Origin of the sequence: Rahnella sp. EDr1-12 (assembly GCF_049206505.1) — a bacterium.
In the GTDB taxonomy this organism is placed as follows: domain Bacteria; phylum Pseudomonadota; class Gammaproteobacteria; order Enterobacterales; family Enterobacteriaceae; genus Rahnella; species Rahnella rivi.
The window spans coordinates 524,484-543,145 of record NZ_JBLZNY010000003.1 but is presented as its reverse complement, the minus strand read 5'-3'; the positions used below and the strand labels follow the sequence as shown (position 1 = coordinate 543,145).

Genomic DNA, 18,662 nt, shown 5'->3' with positions numbered 1-18,662 from the left:
ATTAAATATTTATTTTTTGATAATTTACGTTTTTTGACGAAAACAGACGTTGCCAAACGTATGATAAAAGACAAATTGATAACATCCAGATATGAATCATGTTATGATTGACATGGTTAAAATCCCTGCATAGACTCTCAAATAATTCTTTTTCCCCTCTTCATTTCTGGAATATATACGCCGATGAGTCACGTAATTTGGTTAATGGAAGGTCTGTCGTCACAGCGCGACATTATTTTGGGCATCAAAGACTTTTTTAAATCTTCAAATCAAGATGTCACCGTCATTGCCTCCCATCGCCATCACAGAAATGAAATTCTTTCTCTGGCGGACATCGCGCTCATCGAACCGGCAGAAGATGAAGAACGCCTGGCCTTTATCACCGCAACCGTGGCGCAGTACGGTGTCAATGCCATCCACACTGGCCGTAATTGCCAGTGGTTTGAAACCCACCGGGCAGACATTGTTGCGTCGGGCGTCACGCTGACCACCGGCGCTGTCAGCAATGCCATGTTTGAACTGGCCGACGATAAAGTGGATTTCGCCCTCGCCATGCAACAACACGGACTGCCGGTTGTGCCGTCGATCCGCATAGAATCGGCAGAGGAATTACGCGGGCATCTGGCTGACAATACCAGCGCCGAATCCTGGTCCGGTGCGACCATGCTGTGCGTGAAACCCGTTGTCGGTATTTATGGCATGGGATTCTGGCGTTTTGATGACAATGTGGGCCATATGGCCGCTTTCACCCATCCTGACAGCCGCAAAGTGCGTCCGGATATGTATCTGCACGCCCTGGAACAGCAGGAAATCTTCGAGCCGCTGGTGTTAATGCCTTACCTGCCCGGCCCCGAATATTCGGTCGATATGCTGGTGGAACGCGGTAAAGTCATCGCGGCCGTTGCGCGCCGCAAAGAAGGTGCGCTGCAATATCTCGAACAATCGGGTGCAGCCTATGAACTGGGCAAGCGTTGCGCTGAAGTCATGCAGGCCGACGGTCTGGTGAATGTTCAGACCCGCAACAACGATCACGGCGAGCCAGTTTTGCTGGAAATTAATATGCGGCCCTCCGGCGGTATCGGTTATACCCGCCACAGCGGCGTCAATCTGCCCGGCCTGTTCGCCGCCCGCAAACTGGGTTTGCTCAACGAAACGCAGGCCATGAACGCGGCTACGGAGAGCTTCTCTCCTGCGGTTGTACGTTCTATGACGGATGTCATCCCTTACACCACTTCGCTCGACAACCTGTCTTCAGGCCAAGGAAACGCATGAGTATGTCCCACGCCACTTCTGTTTATCGCCGTGAGCTTTCCGGCGGTACGCTGACCGTGACCCCGACCGGCGGCACACATTCGCTGGATGCATTATTTGATATCGCTGAACGCCGCAATCCGAAGCGCGCGTTTTTGTTCGTCAGCAAAGTGCTCGGCCGTCATATTCCGATTGCCCCTTCGGTTATGCGTTCCGCTTACCGCCAGCTGGCCGTGCAAATCCCCACCGATTTGCCAGAGCCGGTGCTGTTTATCGGCATGGCCGAGACGGCCGTAGGACTGGGCGCGGGGGTTTATGATGAGGCGTCAGGCCGCTATGCGAATTCAGTGTATCTGACATCAACACGTCATCCGGTTGAGGGCGATCTGCTGTGTGAATTCAAAGAAAATCACAGCCATGCCACAGACCACCTGATCTACCATCCGGCGGACCCGGTGTTGCGCGACCGCGTACGGGATGCCCGCAGTCTGGTGCTGATCGATGACGAAGCGACCACCGGCAATACCTTTATTAATCTGCTGGAAGCGCTGCGCGCTGATGCCGGGCTTTCACAACTCGAACGTGTGGTCACGGTCACACTGACAGACTGGAGCGGTAACGCGATTGAAGCCAATTGCCCGCTGCCGGTCACGCCCGTGTCGCTGGTTCAGGGCGACTGGCATTGGGAAATGAAACCCGATGCGCCAGTGCCGGTAATGCCAGCGGTGAACGTGACCGCCACCGGCAGCGTCGCCATCACCGGCAAACAGAGCTGGGGGCGTCTGGGCATGGCGATCCCGGCGCGCGACCTGGGTAAGCACCTCACGGCAGCCGTGGGCGAAAAAGTGCTGGTGTTAGGTTCGGGGGAATTTGTCTGGGAACCTCTTCTGCTGGCGGAACGCCTGGAGAAAACCGGGGCTGACGTGAAATTCAGCTGCACCACCCGCTCACCGATTTCTACCGGTTACGCCATCAAATCCGCCATTGCGTTCACCGACAACTACGGTCTGGGCATTCCGAATTTCGTGTATAACGTCGCGCATCAGCATTTTGATCGCATTCTGCTGTGCATTGAAACCCCTGCCGACAGCGTTGATCCTTCCCTGCTCGATGCCCTGAAAAACGTGGCGAATACTGTTGAGGTTGTTGTGTATGAATAAGCCGGTCATTCTTTCCGATCTGGACGATACTCTGTTTCAGACGCGCCGTAAGATGGTCGATGAACTGGACCTCGAGCCTTTCCGTCCGGGGGCCTTAGACCGCTCGATGTCTGCGCGCAGCTTTATGACCGAAGAACAATCTATGCTGGTGGACTGGCTGCTTGAAAACGCTGACTTTATTCCGGTCACCGCCCGCGGTACCGAAGAGATAAGCCGCGTGACCATTCCTTTCAACTCCTGGGCGATCGCCACCCACGGCGCGGTCATTCTGACGCCCCAGGGCGAACCGGATGCAGAGTGGAAAGCCCATATTCTCGACAGCCTGGCACCTTTTCGTGAGCGTCTGCTGAACATGCAGCAGGGCATCACGGCGCTGATGGCGGAGCGCAAGATCAACGGCTGGGCGCGTATTAATTATGAATACGGCGACACCCCGATCTATCTGGTGATGAAGCACACCGACAGCACCCGCCTCGACGAACTCTATACCCTCGGTGAAGAGATCGAAGCCCTGTTCCCTGCCGAAGGTTTTTATATTCATCGCAACAGCAACAACATTGCCTGGCTGCCGCTGCCGGTTGAAAAAGGCCTCGCCACGCAATACTTACTGAAAAAATTGCGGGCGGAGCGCGGCGTGTTCCCGGTCATCGGTCTGGGCGATAGCCTGAGCGATCACCGTTTTATGAAACTGTGTAACTGGTTTGGCATGCCACAGCAGAGTCAGTTTGCTGAACACATCAGCCAGCACATTTTCGGAGAGAAATAACATGCAGCCTTTTATCCCTTTTTCCGGCTCATATTTGCCAGAGGACGTGCACTTTCTGTTAAAGCCGGTGGAAATGGAAATGACGCCTGTCGAGCAAAAAGAGCAGCTGATCCAGTCCGGTGAAAAGCATTATTCCGAGATGCTGAGTCAGGAACCTGAGCCGACCGCCTGGCATCTGGACTTGTTTGCCCGTGCGCTGGAACAAGGCGCAGAACGTCTGGCGAAAGAAGTGGTGATGCTGGCGAAGGCGCTGGCCGACCGCTTCGGCGATACGCCGGTCATCCTCGTCAGCCTGGTGCGCGCCGGTGTGCCATTGGGCGTGATGCTGCATCAGGCGTTGCGGGAGATGGGTAAAACATCTCACCACTACGGCGTGAGTATCATCCGTGACCGTGGCATTGACGACACGGCAATGGACTGGATCGAAGCGCAACACGGCACCGAAGGCATCGTATTTGTCGATGGCTGGACCGGAAAAGGCGCGATCACCGGCCAGTTGCGACGTTCGCTGGAAAATCGGGCGGGCTATCCTCAGGATCCGCGTCTCGTGGTGCTCGCCGACCCGTGCGGCGTTTCCTGGCTGGCCGCCAGCGACGACGACTGGCTGATCCCGTTTGGCATCATGGGTGCGCCGGTTTCCGGTCTGATTTCACGATCGATCTGGTCTTCAGAAGGATTGCACGGCTGTGTAAAGTGCGATCACCTGAGCGAATTTGAGTGCAGTCGCCTGCTGGTGGATACCGTGGCCGGGTGTCGCCGCTCGCTGGATCTCGCAACCATTTCGGCCAGCCCGTGGGTGCCGCAGGAGTATGTGCATCTGAAAATACGCAGCGAGCAGGTGATTTCCTCACTGGCCGCCGAATATGACATTTCCAGCATTAACCGGATTAAACCGGGCATTGCCGAGGCCACCCGCGCCGTTTTGCGTCGCGTACCGGAACACGTTCTGGTGCGTTCGGTGAACGATCCGGACGTCGCCCTGCTGGTCTATCTCGCCCGTGAAAAAAACATCACCATCACTGAAGTCGGTGACCGCATCGGCCAATACCGTGCCGTCACCATTATTAAAAAGGTTCACTGATGACAAAGAGACTATCGCCATACCGGCTGGGCGCCACGCTTTACATGCCCGCCACCCGCAACGACATCGCGGGCAGTATTCTGCACAACGAAATTGACGGGCTGCGCTCGATCGTCATCTGTCTGGAAGATGCGGTCAGCGACGCCGACGTTCCCGCCGCGCTGCAAAATCTGAAGCAGGTGCTGAACGCGCTGAAAGCCGCCAAGGATGCGGGTTCGGGCGCTGACTGGCCGCTGGTGTTTATCCGTCCGCGTCATCCCGGAATGGGCAAGTTCCTGACCGCAACGGAAGATCTCACGCCGGTTGACGGGCTGGTGTTGCCGAAGTTCACGCTGGAGTCTCTGCCGGTATGGTGGGACATCATGAAAGAGACTCACCTGTGCATGATGCCAACGCTGGAAACGGAAGAAGTTTTTGACGTCACTGAAATGCGCAAACTCGCCGTCGAACTGCTCGCCCATCCGTGTCACTCACGCATTATCGCCCTGCGTATTGGCGGCAATGACCTGATGAACGTTATTTCGCTGCGCCGTCCCCGCAACCTGACGCTGTACGACAGCCCGATGGGTTACGTGATCAAGATGCTGGTTGCCGTGTTCGGCTCACGGGATTTCGCCCTGACGTCGCCGGTTTGCGAACATATTGACGATCACGACGTGATGGAAAAAGAACTGGCGCTGGACATGGCGCACGGTCTGGTGGGAAAAACGGCCATTCATCCGAATCAGATCGCCAAAATTGAGCGTGCGCTGATGGTGACATCCGCCGATCACGCCGATGCTTTGCGGATTCTCAACTCCAGTCAGGCCGTGTTTAAATCCCAGGGCGCAATGTGTGAACCCGCAACTCACCGTCGCTGGGCCGCACGCGTGCTTGAACAGGCACAGATTTACGGCATTGCGCAAGAAGAGACACAGGACGGCGTCAGATTTTTCACGGCCAACCAGCTGAACTAACACCATTGCGACAGATTGATTTAGCTGATGTTGAGGAAAGACCTGATAGGATTTTTGGCCCTGCAGGCGCCAAGGAAAGGAAGTACCACGGGAAGGAGATACAGGATGTGTACTGACATTTTCTATGCACCATCGCCCATAACACGACGACAGGCAACGACTAACCATGCAACTCAGCACACGACAAGCACGTATTTTCCGACTGGCGCAATTGCTCGGTACCGGGCAACCGGTGTCGGCGACAAAAGTCATCACCCGGCTTGCCTGTTCAGAACCCACATTGACGCGGGCGTTAAAGGAATTACGCGAAACCTATTCTGCTGAGATCAAATACAGCAAAGCCACGCACTCTTATCAGATGACCGACGCGGGCTCGCTGGATAAAAAGACCTTGCGTCAGATGGCTCAGGCTTTACATTCCAGTGGCGATCTCAAAACCGAAGAGCAGGTCAGCCACGTCTCGCTGGATAAAGAAAAGAAAAAGACAGTGTCGCTGTCATTGCGCATGTCGGTGGTGAGAAAAATCGACCGCCTGGCGATGCTGGTGGAGACGTCGCGCAGTGATGCCGTAGAAATGCTGGTTGACCGCTGTATGGCTGACGTGATGACCGCACTGCGCCAGCCTGAAAAATCACTGCAAAAATAACCTCATGACTTTCTCTGTCGTTCCGGCATTCAGACCGGAACGACAGAACACGCGCCCTTACAACATCACTTTCGCCGCCATTTCCCGGCTGTAATCCCGGCTGGCATCCACCAGCACGCGGGTGTAATCATCACGAATATCCCCGCGCAGCAGTGCATCGGTTTCCAGCGTCTCGAGGATCCTGCCGAATTTCATCACCGCGACACGCTGGCACAGATGGGCGATAACGCCCAAATCGTGCGTCACCATCAGATACGTCAGCCCTTCCTCTTTTTGAAGATCGAACAGCAAATTGAGAATTTCTGCCTGCACTGACACATCCAGCGCAGACGTCGGTTCGTCGAGCAACAGCACGCGCGGTTTGAGGATCAGCGCACGCGCAATGGCCACACGCTGGCGCTGGCCGCCGGAAAGCTGATGCGGATACCGGCTGCGAAACGCCCGGTTCAGGCCGACTTTCTCCAGAATGGTATTGATCCGCTGATCCCGCTGGTCAATACGGTGGATTTGCAACGGCTCCTCCAGAATATCGCCGATGGTGTGGCGCGGATGCAGCGAACCGTAGGGATCCTGAAACACCATCTGCACCAGCCGGCAGCGGTCACGGCCAATCCGGTGTTCAAGCTGCTGGCCGTCGATTTCCAGTTCACCCTTCCAGTGGGTAAACAGCCCTGCCAGACATTTCAGCACCGTGGTTTTACCCGATCCGGATTCCCCCACCAGCCCGAAAATCTCGCCTTCGCGCACGGCAATATTCACCTCTGTCAGCACCTGCGTGGTTTTCGCCCCTTCGCCAAACGTCAGGTTCAGGTTACGCACGTCAATCATGGTTTTCGCTGTCATATTGGCTCCTTAGTCGGTCAGCCAGCTGGCCTGACGTTGCATCACAGGCAGCGGATAACGGCGGTTATCCATGTCCGGCAACGCATTGAGCAGGCCGCGCGTGTAAGGATGCTGCGCGTTATCCAGATCGGTGGCAGCAATAGATTCGACCACGCGTCCGGCATACATCACCAGCACCCGGTCGCAGAAGCTGCGCACCAGATTGATGTCGTGACTGATAAATATCAGCCCCAGACCGCGCGTTTTCACCAGATCGTCGAGCAGCGCCAGCACCTGTAAACGCACGGACACATCCAGCGCTGAGGTAGGTTCATCGGCTATCACCATTTCCGGGTCGGTAATCAGCATCATGGCGATCATGATGCGCTGCCCCTGCCCGCCGGAAATCTCGTGCGGATAGAGGCCGTACACCCGTTCGGGTTCACGGATGCGCACCACATCGAGCATGTTCAGCACTTTGCTTTTGGCCTCCTGATAGGAACATGTGTGGTGCGAACGCCATGCTTCGGCAATCTGGTCGCCGACGCACAGCACCGGGTTCAGCGAGTATTTCGGATCCTGCATAATCATCGAAATGCGTTTTCCGCGCACCTGACGCATTTGCTTCGGCGTGGCGTTAAGCAAATCAACATCACCGAACTGCATCCGCTCCGCGGTGATCCGCGCTTTCGCGGGGTGCAGTTGCAGCAAAGCGCGCCCGACGGTGGATTTCCCGGAGCCCGACTCACCGACGATAGCCAGTTTTTCCCGCCCGAGCTGGAAAGAAACGCCGCGCACCGCCTGCGTCACCTGACGACCATTCACAAAGCTGACGTGCAGATCGCGCACGTCGAGTAACGCCGGAGCGTCAGTCATTCCGGGGATCAAGGATGTCACGTAGGCCATCTCCTAAAAAGTTGAACGCCAGGCTGTTAATCAGGATCGCAAGACCGGGGATGGTCGCCACCCACCAGCACTCCATCATGTACGTACGGCCGCTGGAAATCATCGCGCCCCACTCCGGGTCCGGCGGCTGCGCGCCGAGGCCGAGAAAGCCCAGCCCGGCGGCGGTCAGGATAATCCCGGCCATATTCATGGTGATTCGGATGATCACCGACGGCAGGCACAGCGGCACGATGTGACGCCACAGCACCCGCACCGGACTTGCCCCTTGCAGGCGCACGGCTGAAATGAAATCGGCCTGGCGTAATGAGAGCGTTTCGGCACGCGCCAGACGCGCAATCGGCGGCCAGGCAGTGAGCGTAATGGCGATCACCACATGCTCCAGCCCCGGCCCGAGCGCGGCAACAAATGCCAGCGCCAGCACCAGACTCGGGAAGGAGATGAAAATGTCGGTGACGCGCATCAGCACCATGTCGGTTTTACCGCCGAAATAACCGGCAGTGACACCGAGCAGCAACCCGAGCGGGCCAACGGTCACCGACACCAGCAGAACGATGTACAGCGTGATGCGCGAGCCATACACCAGACGGCTGAAAATATCGCGGCCAAACTCGTCGGTGCCGAACCAGTGCGCCGCCGACGGCGGGCTGAGCGCGTTATTTAAATCCTGCACCAGCGGGTGGAACGGGGCGATCCACGGGGCGAAAATCGCCACAATCATCAGCACCAGCACAATCGCGCCACCAATGGCTGTCAGCGGATTGCACGCCATCTGCCACAGAAAATGGCCTACCCGGCCAAACGCCCGTTTCACGCGCTGACGTTTTTCATCGCCCGCGCTGAGCGTTACAGAATCGAGGGAAAGGGTCATACTTTTGTCCTCGGGTCAAAGACCTGATACAGCAGGTCAGACAGCAGATTCAGCACCACAAAAATCATGCCAACCACCAGCACGCAGCCCATCACCGCGTTCATGTCGCCGAGCATCAGGCTGCTGGTGAGATACGAACCGAAGCCCGGCCAGGAAAATACCGTTTCGATCAGCACCGCGCCTTCCAGGAGTGAGCCGTACGCCAGTGCCACCACGGTCAGAAGCTGAACCAGAATGTTGCGGAATGCGTGGTTCCACAGCACATCCCATTCGCTCAGCCCCTTGACCCGGGCGGTAATGATGAATTCCTGTGAAAGCTGCGCCAGCATAAAGCTGCGGGTCATGCGGCTGATGTACGCCAGCGAGTGGAAACCGAGCAGCGAGGCAGGCAGGATCAGGTGATTAAGCGCGTTGCGAAATACTTCCCAGTTTCCGGCAATCACTGAGTCGATCAGCATAAAACCGCTGTGACGCGTCACCTGGCCGTCGAGACTGAAATCCAGACGCCCTGCGCCGCCCACCCAACCGAGCCAGGCATAGAACACCAGCAATCCCATCATCCCTACCCAGAAGATCGGGGTGGAATAACCGGCCAGACTGATGATACGCACCACGTAATCCGCCACGCTGTTGCGCTTCGCCGCCGCCAGCACGCCTAACGGAATGCCGACGCCTGCGCCGAGAATGATCGCCAGCGTCGCCAGCTCCATGGTGGCAGGGAACACCCGCAGAATGTCCTGCGTCACCGGTTTACCGGTCAGCAGCGCGTTACCAAAATCACCGTGCGCCAGCCCGGAAAGGTAGATGCCGAACTGTGTCCACAGCGGTTTATCAAAGCCGAGCTGATGGTAAACCTGCTGATAGGTGCTGTGGTCGGCATCCGGGCCGACAATCGCCAGCACCGGATCCACCGGCATGACGCGGCCAATAAAAAACGTCAGCAGCAGCAGGCCAAACAGCGTCACCGCTACCTGCACCAGACGTTTGCCAATTCGCCCGGCGGGGAATGACATCCGTGCAGTTTGCTTAGTAGCAGGAGCCGGAATTTGCATGGTCATAACCCTTTACCTCCGGTTGGCTGAGCGTCGGCGGTATCGTCTTTGTAGACGTCACGCAGGAACGTGGTGGCAGAAGGATGCGGCAGATAGTTTTTGACGTCCTTGCGCACCACGATGGAATCGACCATTTGTGAGAGCGGCACCAGCGCCGGGATCAGCGCGTCGTAGCGTTCCTGAATGGCGAAGTAATCCTGTTTCTGCTTTTCCGGATCCCGCTCAAGCAGCGCCTGATCGATATCCGTGTTGAGCTGTTTGTCATAAAAACCGGTGCGCCAGCCCTGAAAATTGGTCAGCCGCGCCGCATCGTTGTTGTCCGGGTTATACACCAGTGCGCGCAGGCTGGAGTGCGGATGCGGTTCCACGCCGCTGCCGCCGCGACCGACCAGCATGTCGAATTTGCGTTCACGCATCGCACCGTAAATCTGGTTGCCGGTACCGGTGACGATTTTGGCGCGAATGCCCGCCTGCATCAGCGTGGACTGCACCGCAATCGCGATATTAAGGAACGGCTGATCGGCCAGCACCCGCAGCGTGGTATCAAAACCGTCAGGATAACCGGCCTCTGCCAGCAGGGTTTTGGCGCGCGGAATGTCCAGCGTATAACCGGGGTCCGGCAGCGTGGCAGGCATACCGACCTGAATCGGACGCTGATGCACAATGCCATAACCGTTCATCAGCGCCTTGCCGATACCCTGATAATCAATCAGATAGCGCACCGCTTCGCGCACTTTCGGGTTAGCGAAATGCGGCTCTTTCATGCTCATCGCCACGTAATAAATGGTGCCTTTTTTCACCGTATCGACGGTCATTGCCGGATCGTGGCTCAGGGCCGTCACATCGGACACCGCCATATTATTGGCAATATCCAGATCGCCTTTTTCAATCATCAGACGCAGGGTCTGGGATTCCTGAAAGTGACGAAACACCACGCGCGACAATTTAGGTTCACCGCGCCAGTACTGCGGATTACGGCTCATGTTCAGCACGTCTTTTGCCTGCCAGCTGTCGAGGCGGAACGGCCCTGAACCGGCTTCGTTGGTGGTCAGCCAGCGGTTACCCCAGTCGCCATTCACTTCATGCGCCTGCACGGTTTTGCGGTCTAACGCCACCACGCTGCCGAGTGCGGCCAGCGAGTAAATCACCAGTTTCGGATCGTTAGGTTTTGGCAGTTGGATTTCGACAATACCCGGTGACGGCGTGCGCACCATCTCATCGACATTCTTTTTGGTGAAGCCGTAAGATTTCCACACCGATGCCTGCGCCAGATTCAGATGCAGGATCCGGCGCATCGACCACACCACATCGTCTGCGGTGACCGGATTGCCCGAGTGGAATGTCACGCCTTCGCGCAGATGGAATGTGATCAGATTACGGGCGTCGTTGACCTCCCATGAGGTCGCCAGCGCCGGGCGGACATTCGTCAGTTCCTGCGGATCGAGCTCAATGAGGGGGTCATAGAGATTCACCACAATGCCGACGATATCGTTGCCGGTCATCGCGGCCGGATCGAGCGTCAGCAGGTTGTTCATGTTCATACCGATAAGCAGCTGGTCGGGCGGCGTTTTCGCCTGCACCGCCCCGCCACTCACCGTAAGCAGGAGCGCGAGGATCCACGCCCCGAAGGGTGTGCCTGTGTTCATGATGTACCTTCCGGGTAGAGTCAGAGGTTTATTATTTTTTCTGCCCGCAGGTCAGTCTCGGCTGACGGTATGGGTTTCTATGTAATCAAAATTGATGTCCTCTCCGAGGCCAGGGCGGTCAGAAAGATGAACAAAACCCTGTTCATCCATCGGGTCAACGATGCTGTTGAGGTACGCAGCAGGTTCGTCATATTCAAGGAACGGGTGCAGCAGGCCGCGTTCGTACCAGCGACAGTTGCGGATAGCGCCGACCACGGCCAGGCTGGCCGCGCCGTTGCCGTGCACTTCGCAGTCCATACCGAAGGCTTCGGCCAGGCTGGCGACTTTCATGCACGGCGAGATGCCGCCCACACCGTTGGCTCCGGCGCGTAAAATGTCGCAGGCGCCGGCTTTCACCCAGTCCGCACGGCTGTGATGTTTGCCGCCGAGACTTTCCGGCCCGATCACATCAATAGAAAGGTTTTCCGCCAGCCACGCGTAAGACGCCATGCTCTCTTCTTCCATCGGTTCTTCGAACCACGCGAAGTTGAGTTTTTCCAGCGCCTTGCCGATGGTCAGCGCCTGACTGCGGCTGTACCAGTGATAACCGTCGAGCATCAGCTCGATATCCGGCCCGACCGCTTCACGCACGGCGGCGCAGGCTTTGATGTCCATTTTCGGGTCTGGCGCAAACGCCACCGGCGGCATCCAGGTGTGCAGCTTGATGGCCTGATAACCGCGCGCCACCAGTTTTTCAGCAAACTGGCCGAATTCATCCGGCGTCGATAACCCGCCCTTCAGCTCATCGCCGCACATGGTGCTGCCGTACGCCGGCACTTTCTCGCGAAAGCCGCCCAGCAGTTTGTGCACCGGCATCTTCAGTTTGCGGCCAATCAGGTCCCACAGCGCCTGCTCGACAAACGACAGCGCCCGTTCGGTCAGCTGATGCGCACTGCCGCGCTGCCAGTGCACCAGATCCTGCCACAGGCGTTCACGGTCAAACGGGTTCTGACCGATCAGCACTTTTCTGAAAAAGGCGTTGACGACGTGCGGACGCACCACTTCCGGCGGCGCGAATGAATACCCGCAATCGCCTTCATCGGTGGTGATGGTTAACATCGCCATTTTTGCCAGACTTTCTTCACCCGGATGCGAATGACCCGCGCTGTCGGAAACACGGCGAGTCGGATAAGTAAAAACAGAAACTTCAACAGAACGTATTTTCACAGCGATACCTGCCATTACTGAGAGAGTTAACACCCGTCAGGGTGCTCCAAATTGCGCGTTCCATCGGCTTTGTGAGCGCACTCACACTTCGTTAAAACCGCAATCCAACATTAATAAAATAGCGTTTCATAATTGAAGTTAGCCACTTTTTTTGCACATTTCCACGGCTAAAAGCCGAAAATTTTGCCGTATGTTTGTGCATCCGCACGGGGGAATGTGAGCATTTTCACGAAAGCAGGAAGAAGTGTGATCTGTACAGGAAGTAGGCGGAGGGAATGTAGGGATAAAAAACCCTGACACAATGTGCCAGGGCAATTTGAAGAAGGAATAAAGTGCCTGATTAACCGGAAATCGTCGGCGTATAAGTGCGCTGATCCCAGGAGATTTGGAAGGTACCGGTATTACCGAAATTATCCCAGACCGTGACTTTTACCGGATTGATTTTGGGTGTCCATGCCGGCAAATGGTGACAATAATTGTCGATACTGTGAGACGCTTCCAATGCATGAAGCGTGACCACGCCTTCGACACGTGCCGGTGAAACGATCCAGGATCTTTTCCCGCAGTTTTCGTTTATATCCAGCATGTAGTGGTATGCATACGGCTCATAATTGGTTTCATCCTGACAATCATGCCCTGAAGTAAACAGAAAACCGAATTTCTTCATGTCAGGCGGAACTTCCACGGCCCAGGCAACAATATGCCCGCCGTGCTCTGGCGTATAATCAAGAAGTGACTGTACATAAGTATCTGCTGAATGTGCTGAGCTATAACCGTACATCCCGATTTTCTCTTTTGTGTTGTATGGCGCACAATGCGTTCGGTTAAGAACAGCGGTTTTTTCATTCAGAAGTTTAACCTCAGAATTTCCGACATCAGGCTTAATTAAAACCTGTTTACTCCTGACAACCGCATTACTTTGCGAATGACTTGACCCACCCCAGTTATTGGCATGATAAGTAATATGCACGGTGTCACAGAGCGTACTCCAGCCTTTCTCGACAATCGTCAGTTTTGAAACATCTGAATAATCAATTTTTGCTAAAAATGTCAATGTCACTTTAGACGAAGCATAAGATGACCATTGCCCTGTCGAGGTCAGCGCGGTAGTGATACAGGCAACATCCGGAATATTCAGGCGTACAGAAATATCTTTTCCTGCGCTGGCAGTATGGCTGTAAATATAAACCGGTATATCACAAATGCCGTTATCCGCTGACGCAATGACACGGGGTCCGGAAGCATAATTAACCGGGTTATTCCATTCATTGGCGGTAAAGGTATAGCACGCACCTTTTGTCCCATTAAAAACCAGCACATCATCATTATTGTGGGTGTTAATCAGTTCGAGGCGTGGAGTTGAATACTGTTTCTTATACTCGGTAATAAAATCACTGACCATCAGATTAAGGTAATGCCCCTGGGCATCCACCGCAGAGACTGAAATTTTCGCCGGAGCCTGGTTACGGCCGTTGGCATACAGCGTAGATTTTGAATTGGTGCTTTCCGCATAGGAAATTGCGAGGCTCGAGATACTCTCGCAGACATCCCATACGCTGGTTATCCCTCTGACAGAGATATAACACTCGGGATAAGCGCCAGTGGCTTTGCCTTTCGCCGTGCCCGAACGTCCGTGCCCCGGGATATCCAGATGGACGGCAATATTCACCAGGTCAAAGGCGGTGCCATTAGGTGCAATATAGAGATCGCATTCTGCATCGCCGGTTTCTTTACCTACCCCGTAAATATCATAGGTATTTTGATTCGATAATTTCTCTGTTAATACTGGCTGGTAATCAGAGCCATCGCTTTTCTGGTAAAGCTTCCACGAACCATTATTCTGATAGAAACTACTGTCTGATTCATACACACACAGACAGGCAACGCTTTTTAAATCAGCGACCGTGAGGGGTAAGGTTTTCCCTTTTTTATCAACAGCACGAGCTCTGACTTTAACCGTCAGTTGTGTCTTATTTTTCAGATTATAATTGATGAGCCCGTTTTGTTCATCGTTATATTTTAAGAAAAGCTCCAGTTTTTCGAAGTGATCAAAGTTGGCCCACACACTGCTGGCCAAGTCATAGCCATCCAATACGCGGTTGCTATTATCCAGTACGTCGTTGCTAAACTCATTGTTGCTCTCTGTGTCAGACATAATCATTATCCTTATTAATTAAATGACGCACCACCGATAGGAGTGGCGACGGGAAAAACAATAGCGAAACAGCAGGGATGAACAACTCATTGCGTATCAAAGCCCTTCTTTCTGATATTTTTTTATATCACTTCACGCTTCACAATTATTGTCGAAACGGATTAAAAACAAAATGAGACGCAATGACATGATTTATACGCCGAAACTATTACTCTGCCATTTAGTCACAACGCAGTTTAATTTCTAGAAACAGGGCGAGTTCCTGACGGATAGCTGTTTTTACAATGACGTTATATGAAAAAAAGGAATGAATCATGAGTGAAAATTATTATACACAGACGAAGAACTTTATGAGTTCAGTGAATGATGAAGTGGATCCACGCACAGGCCTTTACAGTGCAAGCCTGAGCCTGGGAAACATTGTCGGTAATAACGGCAACGGACCTGAAATTCCCTTTACCATCAGCTATTCCCCCACATCAGAAACCAATATCGGTTTTGGTCTGGGTTTTACGACCGGCATGACGATGTATGACAGTCAGAAGAAACGCGTGACGCTGAATACCGGTGAACATTATGTGATCAATGAAAATGGCAATAGGTTAAGCGTGCGCCAGATGAAACTGAAAACCTTTGTCATGACGAAAACGTCTTCTGGTTATCAGGTGGTGCATAAAAGTGGTGTTACCGAAGTGCTGGGGCTGGTGTGCCAGAATCTCTATTTGCCGGTAAAAATCATTGGTGCTTTTGGACATTATCTTACGCTTACCTGGGATGGCACACACGGCACGCCACGCCTGACAAAAGTCGTGGATATGGACAATGACGTTCACTGCGCCGTTGACTATCTGGCCAACACGGTTTTCCATTTCACGCCAAACAACAGCGAAAAATATGACATCACGCTGACCACACAGAATAATTTCCTCACCGCCCTCAGCCATTCCAGTGCCGACATCACCTTAACCTGGAGCCTTGCTTATACCGCAGGACTGATTAACAGCCAGATCCTGACCGGCATGACCACGCCGCTGGGGCTGAAAAAATCGGTGGTGTACCAGAAGGATCTGATGAAATTCCCGGCCTCTTCCGGCCAGAAAGCGCTACCCGCCGTGGTCAGTTACACGATCCAACCGGGTATGGGCCAGCCAGATCTGGTGCGTACCTATACCTACAGCAGCAATAACTATCTTGGCTATGGCGGCAGCACCGCCTGGAATGCAGACAGCGATTACACCTATTCATTGCCGGGCAGTTATGTGTACGAAAGTACTGAAAAGGTCGTGGATAACACCTCACCGAACGCACTTTCCACCCGCCGCGTCTACAACCACTACCACCTGATGACGTTATCAGAGGAAAAACAGGGCGACGACAACAAGCAAACCGCCATGACCTACTACGAAGACGCCGGCAAATCGTTCGACATGCAGCCCGTGCAACTGCAGTGTTTGAAAAAACAGGCCATTACCTGGATTAACAGCGGCTCCAAAAAATATTCGGAAACCACCACCACCGAATATGACACCAGCGGCAATCTGACCAGACAGGTTGATCCCGGCGGCGCGCTGACCGAAATCGTTTATTACCCTGCTTCGGGCGAATCGCAAACCACGGCGGATACCGGCTGCCCTGCCTGTCCGCACGGTTTTGTGCGCTTTGAGAAAAGCCGCAAGGTCACGCCCGCCCCTACTAGCTTTGACGCGCCGGTTGAACTGACCTATAGCAAATTCGACAAGCTGGCGACCCTCGATCGCACCAGCGCGGCTTTCCATATTGTCCCGGTGAAAATGACCCGCCTGAACGACGGCGTGAGCCAACTGGTGCGCGAGATAAGCTATCACGCCACCGCGTCGGATAAAGTCAGCTATGGCCGAATTCAAAAGGCCCGGGTACGCGTGGGTAACAGGGTGCAAACGACGTCTGAAAACGCGTTCACCTATGTGAAATCCGGCGAATCACTGATCCACACCCGCACCTTTACCGGCCATGACGCCACCACGCAAACCACTCAGCGCGAGCATTCACGTTTCACCAATAAATTGCGGGCATTTATCAATTCACAAGGCGTAAAAACCGCGCTGAACTACGATTCACTCGGACGCCTCGTCCGCCGCGTCATCAATCCGGATAACGGCTTTAGTAATGAGTTGAAAATCGCTTATGCGATGAAAACCAGCGGCGGCCAGGCCAGCGAAATCACCACCACCTACACCGATAATGAAGGGAACGCGCACCGCAAACATTTTGACCGCATGGGCCGTGTTCTTACCGAATGGCTGAACGACAAAGACAAGAGCGCCGGTACCTTCTATCAGATCAAAGAGCATCTTTATGATGCCTCCAGCCGTCTGATTAAAACGCAGGACACAGATTACAAAACCCCAGGCGACACCAGTTCCAAAATGCTGATTGCGCAAAATGTCCTGTTTGACAGCTGGGGCCAGAACTACATGAAAGTGCTGAGTTCCGGCCAGCAGCAACAGCAACAATTTGACCCGATTACCCGTGAAAAAATCGAACAGCTACAGGTCACCCGTGGCAGTACGCTGAAACTGGCTTCTCAGAACACGCTGTATAACAAGCAGAACCTGGCTGACAAAATCACCAAAGTGACTGCCGCTGGCGTGCAGATGTCCACACAGCAACTGCGCCACGACGGGCTTGGACGCGTGCGTGAACACGTTGATCCGCAGAATAATGTGACGCATTACACCTGGGACGTCTTTGGCCGCATGCTCACCCAGACATTGCCGGATGGCACCGTGGTGACAAAAACCTACGATCCGAACTCGACCGACACACTGATCACCTCGGTTAGCGTCACACCAAAAGGTGGCAATGCCCTGCTGCTGGGCACCCAAACCTTTGATGGCCTGGGCCGTCTGACCACCAGTGTCAGCGGTGGCCGCACCCAAACTTACACCTACTCAGGGGCATGCGCCTCCCCTGCGACCGTGCGCGACAACATGAAAAATCAGCTCAATTATGCCTACATTGCCGAGCTTGATGATGCCGTGGCGTCGGTGAAAAGCAGCAGCGGCGATATCGATCAGCGCTTTATTTACGCCACACAGACGGGAAAAATGCTCGAAGCGCATGAAGCCAATGGCCGCAGCAAAACCATGAGCTGGTGGCCAACCGGTGAATTGCAGCAGGAAACGTTCTTTATGCCGGGCAAACAGACCCGCACGGCAGGCTACGCCTGGACCCTGCAAGGTCAGCCGCTCAAATACATTGATGTGGCAGGCAACGAACAAACGCTGGATTACGACGATTATGGCCGGGTGATCACCATCAGCGATCCGCAAGTGACCGTGAGTATCGCTTATGACGCCGCTGGCCGCGTCAGTTCGCAGAATGCACTCGCGAAAGACGGCACCCGTCTGCTGACCACGCTGACCTGGGATGATTTTAACCGTGAAATAAAACGGGTGATTTCGCCTTCCGGTGCCAGTGCGCTGAGCATCGTGCAAACCTTTACCGCCAGTGATCTGATCGCGACGCGTCAGGTTTCTGACGCCAGCACCGTCATCCGCTCGGAGACGTTCACTTATGATGTCCGTAACCGGTTGATTAAATACGAATGCAGTGGCAGTGAGCCGACGGTTGACGGCTATGGCCAGCCGGTAAAATCACAGACCTTCACCCTCGATGCACTGAGCAACATCACCCGGTGCGTGACGGTGATTGCGGGCGGCGGTACCGATACTGCCACCTTCCTCTTTACCAATTCTCAGGATCCTACCCAACTGACAGAAGTGAAGCATTCACTGACGGCCTGTTATCCGGCGCACATTGTTCTGCAATACGACGCCAACGGCCGCATGACCCGGGACGAAGCGGGCCGGATGCTCAGTTACGACGCCCTTGGGCGTCTGACCCGCATCTGTGATGCCAGTAACAAGCCGCTCAGCACTTACCACTACGATGCGCTGAATAAGCTGGTCATGCAGTCGCTGACCGGTGATGACCGCCAGTTGTTCTATACCGGCGAACGTCTGGTCAATGAGGCATGCAGCAAAACCCAGAAAATCACCCGATTTATTCCGGGAAACAGCGGCAGTGCGGCAGTCAGCGAAGACGGCTTCGCCAGTTAAGAGCACGGCCAGCGGGGCTCCCGCAGGCTTTTCTGAGTGTTTCTCAC

Annotated in this window: 14 protein-coding genes; 7 read left to right on the top strand and 7 right to left on the bottom strand. The window is 54.6% G+C overall.

Going from position 1 to position 18,662, the window contains the following annotated elements:
• The first annotated feature begins 183 nt into the window (after positions 1-183).
• From ACO0U8_RS16165 to ACO0U8_RS16140, 6 genes are all read left to right on the top strand, one after another.
• Positions 184-1,272 carry an ATP-grasp domain-containing protein gene (locus ACO0U8_RS16165; protein ID WP_056779871.1) on the top strand — a complete coding sequence of 363 codons (1,089 nt, stop codon included), beginning with the start codon at positions 184-186 and terminating at the stop codon, positions 1,270-1,272.
• Entirely contained in the window at positions 1,269-2,411 is a 1,143-nt protein-coding gene (locus tag ACO0U8_RS16160; RefSeq protein ID WP_390976124.1) for a phosphoribosyltransferase domain-containing protein, read from the top strand. Before ACO0U8_RS16165 ends, ACO0U8_RS16160 begins: the two co-directional genes overlap by 4 nt.
• Entirely contained in the window at positions 2,404-3,177 is a 774-nt protein-coding gene (locus tag ACO0U8_RS16155) for a hypothetical protein (RefSeq protein ID WP_056779865.1), read from the top strand. The genes ACO0U8_RS16160 and ACO0U8_RS16155 overlap by 8 nt, the downstream gene beginning before the upstream one ends.
• 1 nt (position 3,178) lies before the next feature.
• A complete protein-coding gene (locus tag ACO0U8_RS16150) occupies positions 3,179-4,258 on the top strand; it encodes a cysteine protease StiP family protein (protein WP_421671234.1) in 1,080 nt (359 codons plus the stop codon).
• Positions 4,258-5,214 (top strand): HpcH/HpaI aldolase/citrate lyase family protein, encoded by a 957-nt coding sequence (locus tag ACO0U8_RS16145; protein WP_421671233.1) that lies wholly within the window; start codon positions 4,258-4,260, stop codon positions 5,212-5,214. Before ACO0U8_RS16150 ends, ACO0U8_RS16145 begins: the two co-directional genes overlap by 1 nt.
• Positions 5,215-5,380: 166 nt before the next feature.
• On the top strand, positions 5,381-5,860 hold the full coding sequence (locus ACO0U8_RS16140; RefSeq protein WP_183849468.1) for a tellurium resistance protein TerW: 480 nt from the start codon (positions 5,381-5,383) through the stop codon (positions 5,858-5,860).
• A gap of 57 nt (positions 5,861-5,917) precedes the next feature.
• Here the strand turns inward: ACO0U8_RS16140 and ACO0U8_RS16135 are convergent, their stop codons facing one another.
• The 7 genes from ACO0U8_RS16135 to ACO0U8_RS16105 form a co-directional block, all read right to left on the bottom strand.
• Positions 5,918-6,688, bottom strand: coding sequence for an ABC transporter ATP-binding protein (locus ACO0U8_RS16135; protein WP_056780164.1), 771 nt, complete (start codon positions 6,686-6,688; stop codon positions 5,918-5,920).
• A gap of 24 nt (positions 6,689-6,712) precedes the next feature.
• Positions 6,713-7,579, bottom strand: a complete 867-nt coding sequence (locus tag ACO0U8_RS16130; protein WP_122096951.1) for an ABC transporter ATP-binding protein — start codon at positions 7,577-7,579, stop codon at positions 6,713-6,715.
• Positions 7,551-8,456 (bottom strand): ABC transporter permease, encoded by a 906-nt coding sequence (locus ACO0U8_RS16125; RefSeq protein ID WP_056779852.1) that lies wholly within the window; start codon positions 8,454-8,456, stop codon positions 7,551-7,553. Before ACO0U8_RS16125 ends, ACO0U8_RS16130 begins: the two co-directional genes overlap by 29 nt.
• Positions 8,453-9,469: an ABC transporter permease gene (locus ACO0U8_RS16120; protein WP_122096808.1), complete on the bottom strand. Its 1,017-nt coding sequence runs from the start codon at positions 9,467-9,469 to the stop codon at positions 8,453-8,455. The genes ACO0U8_RS16125 and ACO0U8_RS16120 overlap by 4 nt, the downstream gene beginning before the upstream one ends.
• Before the next feature lie 41 nt (positions 9,470-9,510).
• Positions 9,511-11,154: an ABC transporter substrate-binding protein gene (locus ACO0U8_RS16115; protein WP_056779847.1), complete on the bottom strand. Its 1,644-nt coding sequence runs from the start codon at positions 11,152-11,154 to the stop codon at positions 9,511-9,513.
• Positions 11,155-11,205: 51 nt separating this feature from the next.
• Entirely contained in the window at positions 11,206-12,360 is a 1,155-nt protein-coding gene (locus tag ACO0U8_RS16110) for a mandelate racemase family protein (RefSeq protein ID WP_056780159.1), read from the bottom strand.
• A gap of 340 nt (positions 12,361-12,700) precedes the next feature.
• Positions 12,701-14,515 carry a hypothetical protein gene (locus ACO0U8_RS16105; protein ID WP_421671232.1) on the bottom strand — a complete coding sequence of 605 codons (1,815 nt, stop codon included), beginning with the start codon at positions 14,513-14,515 and terminating at the stop codon, positions 12,701-12,703.
• A gap of 350 nt (positions 14,516-14,865) precedes the next feature.
• Between ACO0U8_RS16105 and ACO0U8_RS16100 the strand changes: the two genes are divergently transcribed.
• Entirely contained in the window at positions 14,866-18,615 is a 3,750-nt protein-coding gene (locus tag ACO0U8_RS16100) for a hypothetical protein (RefSeq protein WP_421671231.1), read from the top strand.
• Positions 18,616-18,662: the final 47 nt, after the last annotated feature.

Bases quoted from the DNA above. Each gene is read 5' to 3' on its own strand.
- ACO0U8_RS16125 (WP_056779852.1), bottom strand. From the start codon at position 8,456: ATGACCCTTTCCCTCGATTCTGTAACGCTCAGCGCGGGCGATGAAAAA.
- ACO0U8_RS16155 (WP_056779865.1), top strand. From the start codon at position 2,404: ATGAATAAGCCGGTCATTCTTTCCGATCTGGACGATACTCTGTTTCAG.
- ACO0U8_RS16120 (WP_122096808.1), bottom strand. From the start codon at position 9,469: ATGTCATTCCCCGCCGGGCGAATTGGCAAACGTCTGGTGCAGGTAGCG.
- ACO0U8_RS16135 (WP_056780164.1), bottom strand. From the start codon at position 6,688: ATGATTGACGTGCGTAACCTGAACCTGACGTTTGGCGAAGGGGCGAAA.
- ACO0U8_RS16115 (WP_056779847.1), bottom strand. From the start codon at position 11,154: ATGAACACAGGCACACCCTTCGGGGCGTGGATCCTCGCGCTCCTGCTT.
- ACO0U8_RS16145 (WP_421671233.1), top strand. From the start codon at position 4,258: ATGACAAAGAGACTATCGCCATACCGGCTGGGCGCCACGCTTTACATG.
- ACO0U8_RS16160 (WP_390976124.1), top strand. From the start codon at position 1,269: ATGAGTATGTCCCACGCCACTTCTGTTTATCGCCGTGAGCTTTCCGGC.
- ACO0U8_RS16105 (WP_421671232.1), bottom strand. From the start codon at position 14,515: ATGTCTGACACAGAGAGCAACAATGAGTTTAGCAACGACGTACTGGAT.
- ACO0U8_RS16100 (WP_421671231.1), top strand. From the start codon at position 14,866: ATGAGTTCAGTGAATGATGAAGTGGATCCACGCACAGGCCTTTACAGT.
- ACO0U8_RS16140 (WP_183849468.1), top strand. From the start codon at position 5,381: ATGCAACTCAGCACACGACAAGCACGTATTTTCCGACTGGCGCAATTG.
- ACO0U8_RS16150 (WP_421671234.1), top strand. From the start codon at position 3,179: ATGCAGCCTTTTATCCCTTTTTCCGGCTCATATTTGCCAGAGGACGTG.
- ACO0U8_RS16165 (WP_056779871.1), top strand. From the start codon at position 184: ATGAGTCACGTAATTTGGTTAATGGAAGGTCTGTCGTCACAGCGCGAC.